This window comes from Nesterenkonia lutea (assembly GCF_014873955.1).
Taxonomy (GTDB): domain Bacteria; phylum Actinomycetota; class Actinomycetes; order Actinomycetales; family Micrococcaceae; genus Nesterenkonia; species Nesterenkonia lutea.
On the sequence record NZ_JADBED010000002.1, the window covers coordinates 55721 to 75299 of the forward strand.

The 19579-nt window shown below is 60.0% G+C and carries 17 protein-coding genes and 2 pseudogenes; 14 read left to right on the forward strand and 5 right to left on the reverse strand.

Annotation, left to right across the window (positions count from 1 at the left end):
- Positions 1–38 precede the first annotated feature (38 nt).
- A complete protein-coding gene (locus H4W27_RS13400; RefSeq protein WP_192596671.1) occupies positions 39–533 on the reverse strand; it encodes an Lrp/AsnC family transcriptional regulator in 495 nt (164 codons plus the stop codon).
- 120 nt (positions 534–653) lie between these two features.
- Here H4W27_RS13400 and ald point away from each other — a divergent pair, with 120 nt between their 5' ends.
- Both ald and H4W27_RS13410 read left to right on the forward strand, forming a co-directional pair.
- Entirely contained in the window at positions 654–1772 is a 1119-nt protein-coding gene (gene ald, locus H4W27_RS13405) for an alanine dehydrogenase (RefSeq protein ID WP_192596672.1), read from the forward strand.
- Between the two features lie 179 nt (positions 1773–1951).
- A protein-coding gene (locus tag H4W27_RS13410; RefSeq protein WP_192596673.1) for an IS3 family transposase occupies positions 1952–3222 on the forward strand; the annotation gives its coding sequence in 2 pieces (ribosomal slippage) (positions 1952–2255 and positions 2255–3222; 1272 coding nt in all).
- Positions 3223–3234: 12 nt separating this feature from the next.
- On the opposite strand, the pseudogene H4W27_RS13415 reads toward H4W27_RS13410, so the two are convergent.
- Positions 3235–4099 (reverse strand): annotated as a pseudogene (locus H4W27_RS13415) (DDE-type integrase/transposase/recombinase).
- Positions 4100–4371: 272 nt separating this feature from the next.
- Positions 4372–6246, reverse strand: a complete 1875-nt coding sequence (locus tag H4W27_RS13420; RefSeq protein ID WP_192596674.1) for a helix-turn-helix domain-containing protein — start codon at positions 6244–6246, stop codon at positions 4372–4374.
- Between the two features lie 145 nt (positions 6247–6391).
- Between H4W27_RS13420 and H4W27_RS13425 the strand changes: the two genes are divergently transcribed.
- The 12 genes and pseudogenes from H4W27_RS13425 to H4W27_RS13475 all read left to right on the forward strand — a co-directional run bounded on the left by H4W27_RS13425 (position 6392) and on the right by H4W27_RS13475 (position 15790).
- Positions 6392–7546, forward strand: coding sequence for an LLM class flavin-dependent oxidoreductase (locus H4W27_RS13425; protein ID WP_192596675.1), 1155 nt, complete (start codon positions 6392–6394; stop codon positions 7544–7546).
- A complete protein-coding gene (locus H4W27_RS13430; RefSeq protein ID WP_192596676.1) occupies positions 7543–8619 on the forward strand; it encodes an oxidoreductase in 1077 nt (358 codons plus the stop codon). Before H4W27_RS13425 ends, H4W27_RS13430 begins: the two co-directional genes overlap by 4 nt.
- A gap of 8 nt (positions 8620–8627) precedes the next feature.
- Positions 8628–9155, forward strand: a complete 528-nt coding sequence (locus tag H4W27_RS13435; RefSeq protein ID WP_225939531.1) for a flavin reductase family protein — start codon at positions 8628–8630, stop codon at positions 9153–9155.
- A gap of 6 nt (positions 9156–9161) precedes the next feature.
- Positions 9162–10430 (forward strand): metal-dependent hydrolase family protein, encoded by a 1269-nt coding sequence (locus tag H4W27_RS13440; RefSeq protein WP_192596678.1) that lies wholly within the window; start codon positions 9162–9164, stop codon positions 10428–10430.
- A 193-nt stretch (positions 10431–10623) separates the two neighbouring features.
- The gene (locus H4W27_RS13445) at positions 10624–11493 is read left to right on the forward strand and encodes a substrate-binding periplasmic protein (protein WP_192596679.1); all 870 of its coding nucleotides are present in this window, start codon (positions 10624–10626) and stop codon (positions 11491–11493) included.
- An 80-nt stretch (positions 11494–11573) separates the two neighbouring features.
- Positions 11574–12239: an amino acid ABC transporter permease gene (locus H4W27_RS13450; RefSeq protein ID WP_192596680.1), complete on the forward strand. Its 666-nt coding sequence runs from the start codon at positions 11574–11576 to the stop codon at positions 12237–12239.
- Between the two features lie 3 nt (positions 12240–12242).
- Positions 12243–13091 (forward strand): amino acid ABC transporter ATP-binding protein, encoded by an 849-nt coding sequence (locus tag H4W27_RS13455; protein ID WP_318782408.1) that lies wholly within the window; start codon positions 12243–12245, stop codon positions 13089–13091.
- A 29-nt stretch (positions 13092–13120) separates the two neighbouring features.
- Entirely contained in the window at positions 13121–13567 is a 447-nt protein-coding gene (locus H4W27_RS13460; RefSeq protein ID WP_192596681.1) for a dimethylsulfonioproprionate lyase family protein, read from the forward strand.
- A 6-nt stretch (positions 13568–13573) separates the two neighbouring features.
- On the forward strand, positions 13574–14476 hold the full coding sequence (locus tag H4W27_RS13465) for a DMT family transporter (protein WP_192596682.1): 903 nt from the start codon (positions 13574–13576) through the stop codon (positions 14474–14476).
- A gap of 32 nt (positions 14477–14508) precedes the next feature.
- Positions 14509–14913, forward strand: a pseudogene (locus H4W27_RS13985) (alcohol dehydrogenase catalytic domain-containing protein); the annotation flags it as partial.
- A 147-nt stretch (positions 14914–15060) separates the two neighbouring features.
- The gene (locus H4W27_RS13780) at positions 15061–15570 is read left to right on the forward strand and encodes a zinc-binding dehydrogenase (RefSeq protein WP_264081013.1); all 510 of its coding nucleotides are present in this window, start codon (positions 15061–15063) and stop codon (positions 15568–15570) included.
- A gap of 19 nt (positions 15571–15589) precedes the next feature.
- Positions 15590–15790, forward strand: coding sequence for a tautomerase family protein (locus tag H4W27_RS13475; RefSeq protein ID WP_192596684.1), 201 nt, complete (start codon positions 15590–15592; stop codon positions 15788–15790).
- Between the two features lie 46 nt (positions 15791–15836).
- Here H4W27_RS13475 and aroC read toward each other — a convergent pair whose 3' ends face one another.
- Positions 15837–17084, reverse strand: coding sequence for a chorismate synthase (aroC, locus tag H4W27_RS13480; protein ID WP_192596685.1), 1248 nt, complete (start codon positions 17082–17084; stop codon positions 15837–15839).
- 124 nt (positions 17085–17208) lie between these two features.
- On the reverse strand, positions 17209–19563 hold the full coding sequence (locus H4W27_RS13485) for an FdhF/YdeP family oxidoreductase (RefSeq protein WP_192596686.1): 2355 nt from the start codon (positions 19561–19563) through the stop codon (positions 17209–17211).
- Positions 19564–19579: the final 16 nt, after the last annotated feature.

The window sequence follows — 19579 nt, forward strand, 5'->3', positions numbered from 1 at the left end:
ATTAGCCGCGTCAGGGAAACGCGGCACGGGACTCGAGTTCAGAGCGTGGCGGGACCGGCAACATGGTCGAACACGAGGCTGGTTTGAGTGGTGGCCACGATCGGATTCGCGGACAGATGCTCCAGTACGAACTGTCTGATGTGATCGATGTCCCGTGCCGTGACGTGGATGAGGAAGTCATCCACCCCGCCGACGAAAAAATACTGGGTGATTTCCGGGACCTTCTTAAGCGTCTCCCCAAAGGATGCCATCTGTTGCCGGGCCCCAGGGCGCAGCCTCACGCTGATCAAGGCCTCTATGCCCTGACCGAGCGCTTGTGGGTCTACGTCAATGGTGAAACGCCGGATCACCCCCGCTTGCCGCAACGCCTTCATACGAGCTAAGCAGGTGGAGGGGGCAATACCGAGAGTATTACTGAGTGCCTGGTTGGTCATGCGGGCGTCGTCCCGTAACAGTTCGAGCAGTCGCCTGTCGACGTGGTCCAACTCGCGCAGTTGCAGATCCTTCGGTGTGCGCACTCGAGAGGTTGGCATAGCTCCATTATTCTGTGGGTTTCCGGGCGGTCGCCGATATTTCTTCGATCCTATCGAATCGACTTGAAATTTGAGCAAGAATTTCCGAAGCGAACCACCGTTTCTTCGAAAGGACCACCCATGATCATCGCCGTCCCCCGCGAGGTGAAGAACAATGAATACCGGGTTGCCATCACTGCCCCTGGCGTCCACGAGTTGACCAAGCGGGGCCATCAGGTTCTTGTGGAAGCCGGTGCCGGCCTCGGGTCAGCGATCAACGATGAGGACTACCGCACAGCGGGTGCCACGATCGTCGCTCGTGCCGACGAGCTGTGGGCACGAGCGGACATGGTCCTGAAAGTCAAGGAACCCGTGGAGTCCGAGTATCACCGTTTCCGTCACGGGTTGGTGCTGTTCACTTACCTGCATCTGGCCGCCGAGCCGAAGTTGACGCGAGCCCTGCTGGACGCAGGCGTGACGGCAATCGCCTACGAGACAGTCCAGACTCCTGATCGTCGGTTGCCGCTACTGGCCCCGATGAGCGAAGTCGCGGGTCGACTTTCCGTGCAGGCGGGCGCTAACGCCCTGGCCGCTCCGGCCGGCGGAAAAGGCATTCTGCTGGGCGGCGTGCCCGGTGTGCACCAAGCGAAGGTAACGGTGCTCGGCGCCGGCACCGCCGGCACCAACGCCGCGGCTATGGCTGTGGGCCTAGGAGCCGAGGTGCGCATCATGGACATAAACGTCGACCGGCTCCGCCAGCTCGATGCTCAGTACGCGGGCCGCTTAAAAACCATCGTTTCCAACGCTCTAGAGGTTGAGCGTGCAGTCGTAGACTCTGATCTTGTCATCGGTTCAGTTCTGATCCCCGGCGCTAGGGCCCCTAAACTAGTCACCGACGCTATGGTCGCCGCCATGCGGCCCGGCAGTGTGCTGGTGGACATCGCCGTAGACCAGGGAGGTTGCTTTGAGAACTCGCATCCAACCACGCATGAGGATCCCACCTTCAAGGTGCATGAAACACAGTTCTACTGTGTGGGGAACATGCCTGGAGCCGTCCCCAACACTTCGACTTACGCCTTGACGAACGCCACGCTGCCGTACGCGGGCGCACTAGCCGACCTTGGCGTCGATGCCGCACTGGCGGCTGACCCAGCTCTGTCTGCCGGTCTTAACACCATGGACGGCCATGTTACCCACCGGTCGGTCAGTGCTGCCCATGGCTGGCCCTATCTGGACCGCAACGAGTTGGTTCCAGGTTAACAAGGGTCTGCCGCACCGATAGGTGACATTTTGATGTGACCTGCAGTCTGGTTTCCACTCGTCGTGACTAGCTTCCGGCGGTGAGCGGTTGAATGGCTTGAGCGAGGTCGTAGTCATGAGGCGTGTGAACCGCACTGGGATTCTTGGAGACTCCATCGTTTGGAAAGGATGATGGAGACATGCCGAAAGAGATCAACCCGGGCAACGCGACCACGCGCCGATACTCGGAGCAGGAGAAGGCCGCAGCAGTCCGCATGGTCCGCCAGCTGCGCAAGGAGCTGGGCACCGACCGCGGCACCGTGAAGCGAGTCGCTACCCAGCTGGGCTACGGCCCTGAGTCAGTCCGGTCCTGGGTCCGCCAAGCTGACATCGATAACGGCCACGCCCCGGGCCAGAGCACCGAGCAGTCCGCGCGAGAGAAAGCCCTGGAACAAGAGAACCGAGAACTACGGCGCGCCAACGAGATTCTGAAACGGGCCGCGACTTTCTTCGGGGCGGAGCTCGACCGCCAGTCACCGAGATAGTCGCCTTCATCGAAGCCAACAAGGACGACGTTGTTGAAGGCCGTCGACTCGGAGTCGAGCCCATCTGCACGATGCTGCAGGTGGCTCCGAGCACCTACTACGCCGCGAAACACCGCGCCCCCTCAGCTCGGAGCCTCAGGCATGCCGAGCTGATCCCGCAGCTGGTGAAACTCCATGCCCAGAACTACGGAGTCTACGGAGCCAGGAAACTCTGGAAAACCGCGAACCGGGCCGGCCTGCAGATCGGTAGAGATCAGACGGCGAGACTGATGCGCCACGCTGGCCTCGAAGGTGTGCTCCGGCGCAAGAAGATCCGCACCACCACACCTGACCCTGAAGCCCCGCGGCATCCGGATCTGGTCAACCGCGAGTTCACCGCGATCGCGCCGAACCGGCTCTGGGTCACCGATCTGACCTACGTGCCGACCTGGGCCGGTGTGGCCTATGTCTGCTTCATCATCGATGCCTTCAGCCGCACGATCGTCGGCTGGCGGGTCGCTTCCACTATGCGCACCGACACGGTGCTCGATGCCATCGAGATGGCCCGCTGGTCTCGAGGCCCGCGGCATATGCAGCTACGGTGCCACAGCGATGCAGGATCTCAATTCACATCCATTCGCTACGGCGAGAGACTGGCCGAAATCGGGGCCACTCCCTCGATCGGCACCGTTGGGGATAGCTACGACAATGCTCTGGCCGAGACCGTCAACGGCTGCTACAAGGCCGAGCTCATCCGAGGACCGGTGCGCACGCAGCGCGGTCCATGGAAGACGGTCGAAGATGTGGAGCTGGCGACTCTGGGGTGGGTGCACTGGCACAACACTGAGCGGCTCCATGGGTACCTCGGTGACCGGCCGCCGGCTGAATTCGAGGCCCTGTTCTACGATGACAACACCAGACCCAATGACCTGGTGGAATCCCTATAGCCGGAGTCTCCATCAATCCCAGTGTGGTTCAGTGGCGTAAGCGAGGCTGGAGTGGCGGCGTCGGCGGTTGTAGAACACCACGATGTACTCGAAGATTGCGTTCGCCAGCTCAACCCGGGTCCTCCATTTCTTGCGATTAAGCAGCTCGATCTGCATCGAGGACCGGAAGGACTCCATCATCGCATTGTCCAGCCCATCACCCACGGTCCCGAAGGAGGGCAACAGACCTGCTGAACGCACCTTCTGGGTGACTACCCATGAGGTGAACTGGACTCCATGATCCGCGTGGACGATCCCACCGACTTTGGTCATTCTCGCGCGGATCGCCATATTCAGAGCATTGACGAAGGTTCGAGCCCTGTTTGGAGTCGATCGTTCAGCCGATGATCTTGCGGCTGCACGCGTCCAGAACCACGGCACAGTAGACCTTGCCTTCCCCGGTGGGATGTTCGGTGCCTGTGAGTCAGCGTTGGCGCAGTGCCCTGGCGCTGATGGGGCGGTGCCTGTAGCGGTAGTAGCCCTGCCGGGAGACCCCGAGCAAGCGACAGCACGTATTCACTGGCCCCCGGTGTCGACGAGACGGTCGATCCCCGGGTGCGCTCTTTTGCGCCGAGAGGCTTCTGGTCTAGCCAGGCCGATGCTCGTCGCAGGATCGAGATCTTTGCTCGAGCTGTCGAACCCTGGCCCGGGCCGCGCGCAGTTCAGCTGATTCCTGGGGCCTGGGCGGAGACCATGACCGGTGTCGTCCTGGCGGAGCCAGGAGTGCAGCGTGACCTCGTGGCTTCCAAGGCCGACCGCGGTCTATTTAGACCTGTCGGCCCTCGCAGACCAGTGCGATGGCGCGGACCCGGAACTCTGGAGGGTAGGGGCGTGGCACGTTGATCAGCCTCCCCCGAAGGACATCGCCTAGCGCCGTCTGGTGGAAACCAAGCTGGGGATCAGGTCAAAGGTCGCCTATCGGTGCGGCAGACCCTGGACGTGAAGAAGTTTGGGGGCGTCCCCGCTGGTGGCGGCGGCGGACCAGAGACAGGCCAGACCCGGGAAGTCCACAACACAGGGCGCCAACGGATGGGTTTCGACTACATCCACGTGGCCGTCGATAGGATCTGTGTCCTCCGCGCCGCTAAAGGCGTGATTCGATATGGACCTTCAAAACCGAGTAACCGCGCGTAAATGTGCAATGCGACACGACAGGGCGAAGCAAACGTAATGTTCCGGGTCAGATAACGACATTCCGGTCAAATCCCCGATCCGTTTTAGGCGGTATTTCAGGGTTGACACGTGTATGTGAAGCTTGTCGGCAGTAGTAGTAATCCCTCCCCCTGTGCCCATATAGGTCGCCAGGGTAGCTTCAAGCTCGGAGCCATGTCGCAGGTCATAGTCCCTGACCGGCCCGAGGTACCGGTCCGCGAACGCCTCGGCTTGCGAGGCGGACAGGGCTGTAAGTAGCGAGTAGGCGCCCACTGAATGTAGATCTACATCGTCGTCCACGATCCCCATAGACTCAGCAATCTCCAAAGATTGTCTGGCTTCCTTCTCCGCAATTCGGAGCTCCGCCGGTCCGACGGCAAGGGGACCGATTCCTATCGTGAGACCGATGCGCTCGGGGCCGCTGGCGTCACCCACCATGCGTCGCATCCGAGCGAGGCTCCGTCTAAGTTCGTGGGTAAAATCTGACGCCTTTATGTCTGGACGAGGCCACTGCACCAGGATTAGCAGGTCCCTGTCACCAGCCGGGACGATGACGTTCTCATCAAAAGGAGCACCCAGCAGACGGTGCAGGTGCCTTGAAAAGAGGAGTAGGTCGTCCACCGAATCGTAGTTATTTAGCCTGCCTCGGAAGACCCGAATTGGACGATGTAATGAGAGGCCCACCGCAATGGCGGCACGCTCAAGGCTAGCAAGGTCCCCCTGCTCTGAACTCAGCGCAGTCACGAAATTTCCGAACAAACGAGTGTAGCTCTCGAGTCGGACCCTGTCCTTTATCAGTTCGAGGGTCATATGTAAGGAAGCTTGGCTCAACAAGTCTTGACTGACTGAATCAAGTGTTGAGATCTCTGCGAAGCAGCACAGGTAGCCAAGACGAGTGTCGCCGGAGTCGATGGGAATGGCGGTAAGGTGCCGGTCGGGAAGCTCGACGCTCTCGATGATAAGCCCCTTTTTGGATTTCATGACGCGCGCGATGCTATCGCGTTCTGCGATTGTGAGCGGCCGTTTGTTGTAAAATTCCGTCAAGGGATTCCCGAAACGGTCGATGACGGATACTCCAGTGTCTAAAGCTCTGAAGGCAACGCCGGCCAACCCTTCGATGCCGCCTTCCAGGACGAGTTCTCGGAGTAGAGCAGATCGTGTCTGTGACAAGCGTTGCAGCTCCTGGTACTGCCGGTCAGCCAGCTCGTTGAGGCGACGCAGCTCCCCGGTCTGGCGACGTTCTTGTTCCAGGAGGCTGCGTTGACGTCGCTGGTACGCCGCGTTGCTCAATGCCACGCTCGTCAACGAACCTACAACTTGGGCGAAGGCTTTTTCATCCTCACTAAACGCTCGCGGAGTCGGAGTGCAGAACCAGATCGCTCCGGTTTCATGACCAGGAAACAAGGGGATGATTAGTACCGATCGGAACCTCCGGATTTCTGCGTCAGTCCGCAGAAGCCGATATTTTTCCTGGTGCAAAGCGTCGGGAAGAACGAAGGGAGATCGCTGCCGTATTGCTAGCCACGAAACTGTCGTAGACGCTCTCCAGTGTTCGAAAGGGAGCGGAGGGTCGTGGTCGGCGAAGCCGGCGTCGGCATGGACATAGAACCGGTCTGTCCTCTCGTCGATGAGACCGGCCCAGCAAATACTCCACGGGCCGTGTTGCACTACCGACGAAACAACGCCTCGGAGCACATCGAGTGGTTCCTGACCACTGCTAGCTTCGCGGGCGATCTCTTCCAGGACGTTGAGCACCCGACTGGCACTTGCCCACGGCGGCTGTCTGGAAGCCTCGTCGGCGCGGGAAGGCACGTGGGCTCTTTCCTCCGTCATGTCCGCTAGCCTACAGGGTCATTCAGCTCATCAGACGAAAGACTACGCCCAACTTGGACCGATCGGCTGTAGACCCCTCCTCGGGACAGGTACAAGCTGTGAATCACCACCGCACGAAGTACTGACCAACAATGGAGGAACTCGAGTGAAATTCTGGACCAGTTACCCGTTTTTTATGCCGGATATCAGCCGTCCCTATGGGGAGCTCCTCGCCGAAGTCAAGGATATCGCCCAGGCCGCCGACGAACTCGGGTTCGAGGGAATCTCGTTCCCCGAGCACCACTTCTTCAACTACATCGCCAATCCTTCCGCCCTGCAGTGCGCGACGTTGGTTGCTCAGCACACCAAACGGCTAAAAGTGCACACTGGCGTGCTAGTGCTGCCTTACTACCACCCGCTGGCCCTGGCTGAAGAGGTCGCCATGGTGGACCACATCACCGGTGGTCGCCTTGAAGTTGGGGTGGCGCGCGGGGCGAACAAGTACGAATTTGATCGTCTGGGACTCGATTTTTCCAAGAATCGCGAAATGTACGAAGAGGCGTTCGCCATTATGAAGGACGCCTGGACCGGTGTCGACATCAGCCACGACGGAGAGTTTTGGTCCTTTGATGAGGTCACCATCATTCCGAAGCCTCTTCAGGAGCCTCACCCGAAACTGTGGGTTTCCGCGCAGTCTGAACGAGGTATGCGGGCGGCGGCCAAAGCGGGCCACAATGTCGTCACCAGCCCGAACTTCGGCACTTTCGCCCCGCATGGCGATCTCGAAAAAATGCTCAACTGGTTCAACGAGTCTTCGCTCGAGTCTCCCAGCGGCCGAGGCGAAATCATGCTACTGCGACGCATCTTCGTCGACGAGGATGAATCTAAGGCGCTAAAGCACGTGGACGATTTCTACCGGCACTGGTCCTACTACATGTCCCAGTACAAGCGTTCTGAGGGCTCCAACCGCCTGGGTGACCGTGTGGATAATGATGACATCCAGGTCAAGGGCGGGTCCATCAAGCCGGTGGAGTTCGACATACCGCTTGACAATATCTACGAAGACTATGATGACCCGATCATCACCACCCCCGAAAAGGCGATTCAGCGGTTCAAGTACTACGAATCGTTGGGTGTGGACGCAGTCATGACGATGAGCGCCACCGGAGGCAAAGTCGATGACGTCATCGGGACCATGGAGACCCTCGCGAAACACGTATTCCCAGAGTTCGGGATCAAACCGGGTGCTGAACAGCAGGCCACGCCGGAGTTTGGCCTGAATGCCAGCGCGAAGCAGACTGCGTCGGGGGTCACGGCATGAGCGGAGTGACAGAGGTAGATTCCGTCGACGTCTCCACCACCTTGGCTCCGGCGAGCATCGGAACACTAAAGGTGCGCAATCGCATCATGATGTCGCCCATGTGCCAACACCGGGCTAATGGTGACGGCAGGCCCAATGACTGGCACTTGGTCCACTACGGATCCCGTTCGGTGGGCAACGTCGGTGTCATCATGCTCGAAGACACGGCCGTGCTCCCCGACGGGCGCCTGGGCAACGGAGGGCTAGGGCTGTATGACGACGCGCAGGTCGCACCTTTCAAGAGAGTCATTGACTTCTGCCACACCAACGGAGCTACTGTTGGCGTCCAGATTGGTCATTGCGCCCGTAAGGCTTTTCTCGTCGACGGGATCGAGGAAGCGGCCGCCCATGACACGATCGCACCCAGCGCAATTCCCTTTAACCCCGAATCCCCGGTACCGCGTGCCTTAGAGATCAGTGAAATTCCCGGAATTATTGAAGCGTTCGTCGCCGCCTCGCGTCGAGCCGTGGCGGCCGGCGTAGATTTCATCGAGATACATGGCGCGCACGGTTACTTGCTGCACGAGTTCCTGTCCGCAGCGGCGAATACACGTCAGGACGAGTATGGCGGCGATCTGGCGGGCCGTGCCCGTCTGCTACTTGAGGTAGTTCGCGCCGTGCGCAAGGACTTGGGTGAAGACATGCCGCTATCGGTTCGACTTTCGGCGACCGACCTGGTCGAAGGGGGAAATGAACTAGAAGATTCCGTACAGGTTGCGAAGTGGCTGCGGGACGAGGGCGTGACCCTCATCGACGTTACCTCCGGAGGGCTGACTTCGAGCCCAATCGGAGCTCACAGCGTAAAACAACCCGCCCTGGCTGCTGCGATCCGCGAGCAGGCAGGCATCGCAACAGTTGGCGTAGGAGGAGTCAATACGATCGGTGACGCCGATGCTCTCATTAACGAGGGAGCCTGCGACATCGTTGGAATCGGTCGGGCTCTCCTCCGCAACCCCTTCTGGGTCCGTGAAGTAGAGGGCTCTCTCGTGGGCTTTCGACCTGAGCCCCACGAAAAGTATAGAGGAATGGACTGATGGAACGAATGACAAGCACGCAAGCGCCCCAGACATGGGAATTCGGAGAGTTCTTCGGGAGGTACCCCGCCGAAGTCTGCATCGTTACCACTCAGACCCTCGCGGGTACGCCTACTGGTTCCACTTGCACTGCCGTAATGGCCCTCTCCGATTCGCCTCCCTCGTTGCTGATCTCCTTCATGACCACCTCCAATACGCTAAAGCAAATCCGGCGCTCGGGTGAATTTGGGGTGAACGCCATGGGACTAGGCGGAGAGAGCGCCGTGCGTAGGTTCGCCACCAAAGCTGAGGATAAGTTCGCTGGAGTGCTGTGGCACAGTCCCGGCGGAGACACAGGCTATAGCGGTGCAATGCTCTCGGAAGGCGTGTTTGGTTACGCACACTGTCGAGTTGAAAACGTCATTGAGGTTGGCGATCACGCACTAGTTGTCGGACATATTGATGACATTCTCCCTGGTGATGTCTCCACGCCGCTGCTGTATGCACAGCGGGCGATGTGGTTCCCGCAGGCCGTGCCTATGGAAATGGCGAGGTGAGGGGCCATGAGTAGCGATTTATTGATTCGAGGAGCCGCGGTGTGGACGGGCGGCGAAAGCGCTCAGGTCCAGGACCTTGTGGTTCGTGAGGACCGAATTGTCTCGATCACGAACCCGGGGGCAGCACCGACGCAGACTGACGCCGAGGTGATTGACGGTACTGGGTGCACTCTTATTCCCGGTCTAATCGACGCCCACGTGCACCTGACAACGCCTTCGGAGGCTCATCAGCCACGCTCCAACGCAGATTTCCGTGCTAACGCGGAACCGGCGGAGAAGGCTCTTCATGGCTATCGGAATGCGATCAAGGCGCTCGGCGCTGGAGTGACAACACTGCGCGTCATCGGTCACCGGAATAGTGCTGAGGCGGAACTGCGCGACCTCATCGAGAGGGGCTCGTATATCGGCCCTCGTCTCAAAGTTGCGCCATGGTGGGTCACCGCCACCGGTGGGCACGGGGACATGTTCATCATGAAGGGCGTCACTCGGCAACCCTACGACACGGCGGACGGTCCCTATGAATGCCGCAAGCTGGTGCGCATGCAAGCGGCCCAGGGCGCGGACTTCATCAAAGTCATGGCCTCAGGCGGTCTCATGTCTCACGGGGACAAACCAGAGTGGCCCAACTATACCGTGGAGGAGCTCGGCGCGATCGTCGACGAAGCGCACTCTTTGGGTCTTCCGGTTGCCGCCCATGCGCATTCGCGGGAAGGCATCCGACGGTCGCTTTTCGCGGGCGTGGACAGTATCGAACACGGCACATATCTGGATGACGAACTCCGCGAGGTAATGGTGGAGCAGGGAACCTACTTGGTCCCCACTCTCCTTATTTCAGCGGAAGTAAGAGATAAGCCACCAGGAAGCGTCGTCAGTCCCGAAGCGCAGCGAGCCATGGGAGACATTCTCGATCACCAGATCGAGCAGGTGGCGAAGGCACACCAGGCTGGTGTGAAGATCGCGTTTGGCACGGACAGTTCCGGAAACGTCTGCGAGTTCGGTCGGCACGCCCGTGAGCTAGCGCTCTACGTCCAGGCCGGTATGACGCCATCGCAGGCACTGAGGACCTCCTCGGTGTACTCGGCCGAGTTGCTGGGGGTGAGCGAGAGTATCGGTGCGGTCGAGGAAGGGAAGGCAGCTGACTTGCTCCTAGTAGAGGGAGATCCTCTTTCGGACATTTCCGTCCTGACCCGAACGGGGGCTATTCGCAGGGTCGTGATCCGAGGGGTGGACGTGACCGCGTTCTCTCGTCTTCACAGCGAAGTCCTTATGCCGTAGCCGTGCTCCGTGTGGAACATTTAGGACGAAGAATCGTTCATAAGTAGCGCAATAAAACTTCGTTGTGCCGCGTAGTAGGTCCTCCCAAACGCGATTACTCGCGCTAGCCTAAGCTAATCCACCAGACCGCGACAAACATAAATGCGTCCTGTAATCACCGGGGACAATCCCAAATAATCCAGGAGAAACCGTCATGACAGCACGTTATCGTCCACTTTCTGTATCTATTGCCCTTCTGGGGCTTACCGCGATCGCCGGCTGCGGCGGACAAACCACCCAGGGCGGGTCTGAAGATCCAGATCCAGGCGCGGGCGGCACTGACGTCGAGGAGATCGACAGCGACGGCGCGGATTATGAAGGTCCCGAGCTCCCTGAGGGGATGGACGAACTGCGTTTCGGATGGGCCCAACTGACCGATTATTCGTCGCGGAACCCTACCAACGACGAGATCGAAGGCCTATATGTGGACGTCGCTCGCGATATTGCTGAGGACATCGGAGTTGATATCGTCTTCAGCGAAAGCACGTGGCCCACCATCGTATTAGGTCTTGAAGCCGACAAGTATGACTTTACCTTTGTGGGAAAAACCGAGGAACGTGAAACTCAGTCGGACTTCACGGAGGACCTTCTCGAGGCTGACTTCACTTTCGCCGTACGTGAGGGCGAAACTGAAGAACTTCCGGATTTCGATGCCCTTGACGTCGAGGGAAACACCATCGGCGTGACTACCGGATCTAACACAGATGAAGCACTGACTCCGCTCGTGGAGAATGCCGAGATTCTCCGCGTACAGGACGTGGGCGGAGTTCTGCTCGCCGTCCAGAACGGTCAGGCTGACGCCATGGCCGGAGTTCGTGACTACCTCCTCGCTTCCATCGAAGGTTATCCCTTGGAGACTGTCGATAGTGCTTGGGGAACATCCGTCCAGGGGATCACCGTGCCCCCAGGAAACGATGAACTTCTTGAGGTGATGAGCTACCAGGCCGAGCGCCTTAAAGACGAAGGCGTGATCGAAGACCTAATTGAGAAGTACGAGCTAATCGGCGTCGAGGCTTCCGAGTGAGTGCTGGAACGTCTTGTCGAACCGCAAAACGGCGATCGGCCCAAACCGGTTATCTCTAGCCCGACGAAAGGTAGCTATCTGTGTATGAATTCGACTGGTCGGTGGTGCAGGAGTACGCGCCGTATGTAGCATCAGGCGTTCCGTTGACGCTCTTCATTGCGCTTTCTGCGATCGCCGGGGGGATAGTTCTGGGTATGCCCTTGGGTGTGCTGCTAGTCCGTTCGTGGCGCCCTCTGCAATGGCTGATTCGTGTCTACGTCGAGGTGTTTCGCAACATTCCGGTCTTGGTGCAAGTGGTTTGGCTATATTATGCGTTGCCAATTGTTTCTGGGCAGACAATCGATGGGGTGACCGCCGGTATCGTCGCCATTGGACTCAATGCGAGCGCGTACCTTGCCGACATCACCCGTGGGGGGATTATCGGGATGGCCTCGGGTCAATCCGAAGCCGCCCGGTCCTTGGGTATGTCGGCGCGACAGACGATGACTAAAGTCATTTTGCCGCAGGCGTGGCGGCGACTCATTGCCCCCTTCGCTGGCATGTTCGTCGTGATTGTCAAGAACACAGCGTTGGTCTCCTACATCGGAGTACTGGATATTTTGCATCGTGGGAATGTAGTTCAAACCCATACTTTCCGCCCGCTTGAGGCTTACACCCTGGTGGCAATTTTCTACTTCTTAGTGGTCTCCGCTGTCGTGTTTGCAATGCGTGGGGTGGAACGCCGCTGGAGCCCAGCTATTGAGTGAGAGATGACTATGTCGGAAATGACATCCGCCCCGATCACCCCGATTGCCGATGGGAGCAACATGAGCCTTGATTCGGCTGCCGCAACGGCGGCCATTTTCTTGGAAGACATTCATATGCGGTTCGGGAACGTTCATGCGCTGAGCGGGGCTGACCTGACCATTCAACCTCGGGAAGTCGTCGCCCTTATTGGCCCTTCTGGCTCGGGTAAATCGACACTTCTACGTACCGTGAATCTGCTTGCCCCGCTGACATCGGGACGCGTGACGATCGGCGGGACCACGCTTTCAGATGTGCCGGAAGGAGGTAAGCAGCAGATAAAAATGACTGAGAAGGAGATAAATAAACACCGTGCACGTGTGGGCATGGTGTTTCAACACTTCAACCTCTTCCCTCACCTAACAGCAATCCAGAACGTCGTCCTGGGTCCTACAACTGTGCAGCAGACGCCCCCCGCAGAGGCCAAAGAGCGGGGTGCGGTGCTGCTGGAGAAGTTTGGTTTGGGGGACAAGCTGGACGTCAGTCCGAGGCACCTGTCTGGAGGCCAGAAGCAACGCGTAGCTATCGCGCGCGCGCTGGCCATGAAGCCTGAGGTCATGCTCTTCGACGAGGTGACCGCCGCTCTCGATCCGGAGATGGTGGGAGAAGTGATCACCATCATGCGACAACTAGCCACCGAAGATCTGACCATGGTCGTCGCTACCCACGAGATGGACTTCGCGCTGGAAGTCGCGGATCGTGTGGTCTTTATGGATGAGGGAAGGATCGTGGAAACCGGACCAGCTCGGGACGTCTTGCTCCACCCCCAGCAAGCCCGCACGCAGGCATTCCTCACGCGCCTCAATCGGCGATGACCCCGCCCACTACTGGAAAGAAGAAGCGTATGTCGGAACCCTCTGCAGAAGTGAGCTTCGTAGAGCGCCATCCATTGGTGGCCCATGCCACCGAGGAGGGCTATCACAAGATCGGTCATGGACCCGTTGACAGCGACGCCGGCGTAGACCCCCGTGACGAGGGAAGGATTCAGGGTCTCTTGGGTGCCACCAACACGGGCTCGAAGGACGTAAATCTGGGGTTAGGGAAGATGTCGCCGGGTGATTACCATCTTCGCCACCACCACCCCCGCGGCAGCGAATGGTACTACTTTATTAAAGGTGCCGGTTTGGTCCACCTCAACGACGATCGTGTACGCGTGAGACCTGGAACGGCGATCTATATCCCCGCCGGCACGGTCCACGCGGTGCTCAACGACGGGGATGAGGACATTGAGATGTTGTGGGGTATCTCTACCGGCGAATACGGTGACATCGGACTGGTCTACGACGAGTAGATACGCATGCGAGTTTCCGGCCGCACTGCGGCCCTCTTAGTTGTATGCGTAGCCCTGTGGGGTGGGCACTACCCGACCGCAGCCCTTGTCGTGGATGATATCTCGCCCTTCTCTCTCACGTTTCTGCGCTGGGTGGGAGCCCTTCTGCCACTTGTATTGATCGCTTGGGTGGCGGAGCGTCCGGAACTCCTTGCCATAGCTAAGGCCCTGCCGCAACTGTTGTTGCTTTCATGCCTGGGCATGCTGATGTACGCGATGCTGATGTACTCTGCGCTCGAACTGATCGAGCCGGTGCCTGCCTCTATGGTCGGGGCGTCGACTCCTGCTGTGTTGGCTGTCCTCGGCGCATTAATGGCCGGAGAACGCCTAAACGCTCGGTTGGTGATAGGTATCGGGGTCAGCCTCGTGGGGGTGATCATTGTGATCTCCGGGGGGAATACAGAGGCCCTGTTTCTCACGGATTTCAGTAGAGGTCATGTGTATATGGTCGGCGTGGTCGTCGCCTGGAGCCTCTATTCGATTTGGGGTCGTGTGCCTGGCGTCCCCCCGATCACAGCAGTCGCAGTACAGGCCGCGATCGCTGTACTGGTGATGCTTCCGTTCGTTGCGCTCTTCGGTATCGAGGCACCTTCTCGGAGCGCGACAGGCTGGGCTCTTCTATTCATCGCCCTGGTGCCATCGGTGGCCTGCTACGTCTTGTGGAGCATTGCATTGCGTCTAACGCCTTCCGGACACGCAGGAGTGTTCTTGAATTTGGCGGTCTTCTCGTCGGTGGGCCTCGCTGTTGTCTTTGGCTATAAAGTCACGGTCGCGGATTTGACGGGGGGAGCTTTCGTGATTGCTGGAGTGCTGGTGTCTAGCGTATCGGCGGCTAGACAACCGCCACCAAGTTCCCCAGAACCATTGTGAAACGTTGGCGACAAACAACTGAGGAGATTCTAATGAGAGCGTTTGTTCTCACCGGTTACGGAGACTATGACGCGCTACGATATCGTTCAGACGTTAAGCGGCCCGACGTATCGCCGCACGAAGTGTTGGTGAAAGTGCGCGCCTCGACAGTCAATAATACGGATATTGCTACGCGCACGGCCTGGTACCACCAGGACCGTGAGGAGCCTGGGCGAAACCCGGAACTGACTTTTCCCCGAATCCAAGGAGCTGGAGCATCTGGAACCATAGAGACAGTCGGGGAAGGTGTGATTGGCCTAGCGCACGGCCAGCCCGTTGTCGTTGACCCCTTTTTGCGTGACCCAGCACGGCCTCCTCACGCTCAGCTGCGAACTCTGCTTGGGAAAGGCCGTGACGGCGGGTTTGCCGAGTATCTAACCGTGCCAGCGGAGTATGCCCTACCGGTAGACCGTAGTTGCACTTTGACCTTTGCGGAACTGGCATGCTTACCTGCTGCCTATCAGACAGCTGAGGAAATGCAGCTGCGTGCGGATGTAAATTCCACGCAGCGGGTACTGGTTACCGGTGCCTCAGGTGGAGTCGGATTGGCGAATGTTGAGTTGGCCGCGATGCGCGGTGCCACTGTGGTGGCGGTCGCAAGTGCCGCGAAGCACGAGGAAGTCCGTGCGCGGGGGGCACACCATGTCATCGAACGCGAGGCCGACCTCGTTGGCGAACTCCGTCGCACCGTCGGAGAAAAACAACTGCATGTCATCCTCGACGTGGTGGGCGGTCCGAGTTTCCCTGCCATGTTGTCGAACCTCGAACCGGGCGGACATTACGTCGCCGCTGGCGCTATCGCTGGCCCGCTAGTGAAGTTAGATCTTCGTGAGCTGATCTACGCTGACCTGAGGATGACCGGTCAGGCCACCGCCCGGCCCGAGGCTCTGCAGAATCTAGTCCGCTACGCCGAGGCAGGTGTCCTAAGGCCGCGGATAGCGGCTATATATCCACTCGGTGAACTGATTGAGGCGCAGCGGGCGTTTGTGAACAAGGCCTACGTAGGCAAGATTGTCATAGACGTTGATCGCGCCGAATCACCCATTTGCTCGTAATACTAAACAGGAGGAACAGATGCCCTACGTACACGTTCAGGTCGCCGAAAATGACTATAGTGATGACCAGAAACGCGCCGTAATGAAACGTATTGTTGAAGCGCTCGATGAAGAAATGGGGCGCGCGCCTCAGAGCACCAACGTCGTGATTCAGGAAATACCTAAGGAGAACTGGGGGGTGGGCTTTGAAACCATAGCGTCAATGTGGAGCAAACGGTGATGCGAAACCAGGCGTAGGCCCCGCTGCATTAGCGGGGCCAAACGCCTTAGACTCCTCCTTTAGTCAGGGAAGGGATAGGGTCTCCGTCGTGCCCTGCAGCTTGTGGGTTGGCGCCCAGTGGGGGGAGGTTCTTTAGGTAGCTGGCAAGGTTGCGCTTAACTTCTGCCAGGCTGTCGCCGCCGAACTTCTCCAGCACGGCTTGGGCAATCACCAGGCTGACCATCGCTTCGGCCACGACGCCGGCGGCCGGGACCGCGCAGACATCGGAGCGCTGATGGTGGGCGGTCGTGGCTTCACCGGTGGCGGTATCCACGGTCCGCAGGGGGCGGGGAACGGTGGCGATCGGCTTCATAGCCGCGCGCACTCGAACCGACTCTCCATTACTCATGCCGCCTTCGATCCCGCCGGCGCGGTTGGTCGTGCGTATCACCCGGCCCTCGTCGTTGAGGGCGATCTCGTCGTGGGCCTCAGAACCGCGTCGGGCGGCAGTGCGGAACCCGTCGCCGATCTCCACGCCTTTGATGGCCTGTATGCTCATGAGCGCTCCTGCCAGCCGGGAGTCCAGCCGGCGGTCCCAGTGCACGTAACTGCCCAACCCCGGCGGGACGCCGTCGACGATGACCTCTACCAGCCCGCCCAGCGTCTCGCCCGCTTTGTGGGCGGCGTCGACTTCCGCGACCATCGCCTCTGAGGTCTGCGGATGGAAGCAGCGGAGGGGATCGGCGTCCAAAACCTCTACATCGGCTGCGGTGGGCAGCCCGGAATCCTCAGGGACAGAGACGGCGCCCACCGCGGCGGTGTGGGAGACGGTGGTGATACCCAGTGCGTTCAGTAATTGGCTGGCGGCGGTGCCTAGTGCCACGCGGGTGGCTGTTTCCCGGGCGGAGGCGCGCTCCAACACCGACCGAGCTTCGGTGAATCCATACTTCTGCATGCCGGGGTAGTCGGCGTGCCCGGGGCGCGGTCGGGTCAGCGGCGCGCTGCGGGCCTGACCTTCGATCTCAGCGGGGTCCACCGGATCGGCGGACATAACCTTCTCCCATTTGGGCCATTCGGTGTTGGCGATTTCGATGGTGAGAGGCCCGCCCATGGTGGTCCCATGCCGAACTCCGGCCAGGAGCTGCACCTTATCCCGCTCGAACTTCATACGCGCACCGCGGCCGTAACCGAGACGACGTCGGGCCAGTGTCTTGTCGATGTGGCTGGTGTTCAGCTCCACGCCAGCAGGCAGGCCTTCGATGATGCCAATCAGGGACTTGCCGTGTGATTCTCCAGAGGTCAGCCAACGCAACATGGGTTTATCCTATCGGGGATCGGCGGCGTCTCCTCCAGAGCTCCTGAGATGATTACGTGATTAGCAGTTGGTTTGACGGTAAAAACTCGGCCCTGCTCCCCGCACAGAGCGGCTATGGTCGGGCTCACACGGCTGCCGGCATGTTCCTTTGGCTGTTCTCCTCGCTGCCACCGGAGGGACCGTCCGCCGCGGGCTCCAATCGGATGATGACTCCCTTCGAGACCGGGGTGTTGCTTCCCTGGACCGTGTCATCAAGGGGCACCAGGACGTTTCCCTCCGGGTAGTACACGGCGGCGCATCCGCGGGCCGTCGGGTAGGACACCGCGCGGAAGCTGCGCAGCACACGATCCTTGCCGTCCTCGTACTCGCCGTGCACATCGAGGAGGTCGCCGTCGCTGAAACCCAGCTGCGCGAGGTCTTCAGGGTTCACAAAGACGACATGACGGCCCTTCTTGATGCCGCGGTAGCGATCGTTGTAGCCGTAGATGGTGGTGTTGAACTGGTCGTGTGAGCGCAGGGTCTGCAGAATCAGGCGTCCGGGAGGGCACTGCATCGGGTCGAGTTCATTCGCGGTCATCATCGCTCTGCCGCTGGGGGTGTTGAACGTGCGGGAGTCGCGCGGCCCGTTCGCCAGCAGGAAGCCGTCCTTCTCGCGAATGCGCCTGTTGTAGTTCTCACAGCCGGGCACCACGTGGGAGATGTGGTCGCGGATGCGGTCGTAGTCGTCCTCGAACCCTTGCCAGTCAGCAGCGACCCGGTCGCCCAGGGTCGCGTGTGCAAGTCGACTGATGATGGCGACCTCGGACAGCAGTCCAGGCGCCACCGGTTCCACCGTTCCCTGTGAGGAGTGGACGGCGCAGACAGTGTCCTCCACCGAGACGAACTGGGGCCCGGTCGCCCGGTGATCGACCTCAGTGCGACCCAGCGTCGGCAGGATGAGCGCTTCCTCACCGAGGACGGTGTGCGAGCGATTGAGCTTCGTCGAGATCTGCACGTTCATCTCGAGGTTCTGCATCGCTGCCTCAGTGGCCGCGGTGTCCGACATCGCGCCCGCGAAGTTTCCGCCCAGCGAGAGGAAGAACTTGATCTCGCCGTCGCGCATCCCTCGGACGGCGGCGACCGAGTCGACACCGTGATCCCGCGGGGGTTCGAACGAGAACTCCTTGCCGAGCGCGTCCAGGAACGACGGCGGCATCTGCTCCCACACTCCCATGGTGCGATCACCCTGCACGTTGGAGTGCCCCCGGATCGGCGATGCGCCGGCACCCGGACGACCGATGTTGCCGCGCAGCAGGAGCAGGTTGATGATCTCCTTGATCGTGCCCACACCGTTCTTCTGCTGCGTGACGCCCATCGCCCAGGTGATGATGACCTTCTCGGCGTTGATGTAGCGGTCGGCGAGTTCATCGATCGCGTCCGAGCGCAGCCCCGTGGCCTCGAGCACCGTCTGCTCGTCCAGGTGTGCGAGGTGTGCGCGAAGCGTGTCCAGGCCTTCGCAGTGCTGGGCGATGAAGTCGTGGTCCAGCACTGAGCCGGGGTTCTGGTCTTCAGCTTCAAGCACCCGCTTGGAGATCGCCTGGAGCAGCGCCATGTCTCCGCCCGCCCGGATCTGGAGAAACTGGTCGGCCAGATCAGTTCCGCGGCCGAGAACACCCTTGGGCTTCTGTGGATTCTTGAACCTTCGCAGCCCCGCCTCGGGCAGAGGGTTGATCGCGACGATCTGGCCGCCGTTCTCCTTCTGCTTCTCCATCGCGCTGAGCATGCGGGGGTGGTTGGTGCCGGGATTCTGGCCGATCACGATCATCAGATCGCACTCGAGGTAGTCGTTGTAGGCCACGGTCGCCTTGCCGATGCCGATCGTCTCGCCCATGGCGACGCCGGAGGATTCGTGACACATGTTCGAACAGTCAGGCAGGTTGTTGGTGCCGAATCCGCGGATGAACAGCTGATAGATGAAGGCGGCCTCGTTTGAGGCGCGACCACTGGTGTAGAACGCAGCTTCGTTCGGGGAAGCAAGGCTCTTGAGCTTCTCGGAGATCAGCGTGAGCGCCTTGTCCCAGCTCACGGGCTGATAGTGATCCTCACCCGGCGCCTTGTAGACCGGCTCTGTGAGTCGACCCTGCATTCCCAGCCAGTACTCGGAGCGTTCACGCAGCTCACTGATCGGGTGTTCGGCCCAGAACTCCGAGGCGACCGTGACCGGTGTCGCCTCCCAGGTGACGGCCTTGGCGCCGTTTTCGCAGTACTCGAAGGTGCTGCGTTCGCCAGAGGGATCCGGCCATGCGCAGCTCATGCAGTCGAACCCCTGCTTCTGGTTCATCCTCAGCAGCGTGCGCGCGCTTCGTTCCGCGCCCATGTGCTTCAGTGCCGGCTGCATGGAGTGATAGACACCGGGCAGGCCGGCGGCCCAGGCCTTGGGCTCCCCGACTTCGAGATCGTTCTCGTCGGCTTCCTCGACGGGAGGATTGGAGCGAGTCATCGGACATCCTTTCCAG

Excerpts from the sequence above, each read along its gene's own strand:
- H4W27_RS13435 (WP_225939531.1), top strand. The coding sequence starts at position 8,628 with ATGACAAGCACGCAAGCGCCCCAGACATGGGAATTCGGAGAGTTCTTC.
- ald (WP_192596672.1), top strand. The coding sequence starts at position 654 with ATGATCATCGCCGTCCCCCGCGAGGTGAAGAACAATGAATACCGGGTT.
- aroC (WP_192596685.1), bottom strand. The coding sequence starts at position 17,084 with ATGTTGCGTTGGCTGACCTCTGGAGAATCACACGGCAAGTCCCTGATT.
- H4W27_RS13465 (WP_192596682.1), top strand. The coding sequence starts at position 13,574 with ATGCGAGTTTCCGGCCGCACTGCGGCCCTCTTAGTTGTATGCGTAGCC.
- H4W27_RS13455 (WP_318782408.1), top strand. The coding sequence starts at position 12,243 with ATGACTATGTCGGAAATGACATCCGCCCCGATCACCCCGATTGCCGAT.
- H4W27_RS13460 (WP_192596681.1), top strand. The coding sequence starts at position 13,121 with ATGTCGGAACCCTCTGCAGAAGTGAGCTTCGTAGAGCGCCATCCATTG.
- H4W27_RS13485 (WP_192596686.1), bottom strand. The coding sequence starts at position 19,563 with ATGACTCGCTCCAATCCTCCCGTCGAGGAAGCCGACGAGAACGATCTC.
- H4W27_RS13475 (WP_192596684.1), top strand. The coding sequence starts at position 15,590 with ATGCCCTACGTACACGTTCAGGTCGCCGAAAATGACTATAGTGATGAC.
- H4W27_RS13440 (WP_192596678.1), top strand. The coding sequence starts at position 9,162 with ATGAGTAGCGATTTATTGATTCGAGGAGCCGCGGTGTGGACGGGCGGC.
- H4W27_RS13420 (WP_192596674.1), bottom strand. The coding sequence starts at position 6,246 with ATGACGGAGGAAAGAGCCCACGTGCCTTCCCGCGCCGACGAGGCTTCC.
- H4W27_RS13445 (WP_192596679.1), top strand. The coding sequence starts at position 10,624 with ATGACAGCACGTTATCGTCCACTTTCTGTATCTATTGCCCTTCTGGGG.
- H4W27_RS13400 (WP_192596671.1), bottom strand. The coding sequence starts at position 533 with ATGCCAACCTCTCGAGTGCGCACACCGAAGGATCTGCAACTGCGCGAG.
- H4W27_RS13430 (WP_192596676.1), top strand. The coding sequence starts at position 7,543 with ATGAGCGGAGTGACAGAGGTAGATTCCGTCGACGTCTCCACCACCTTG.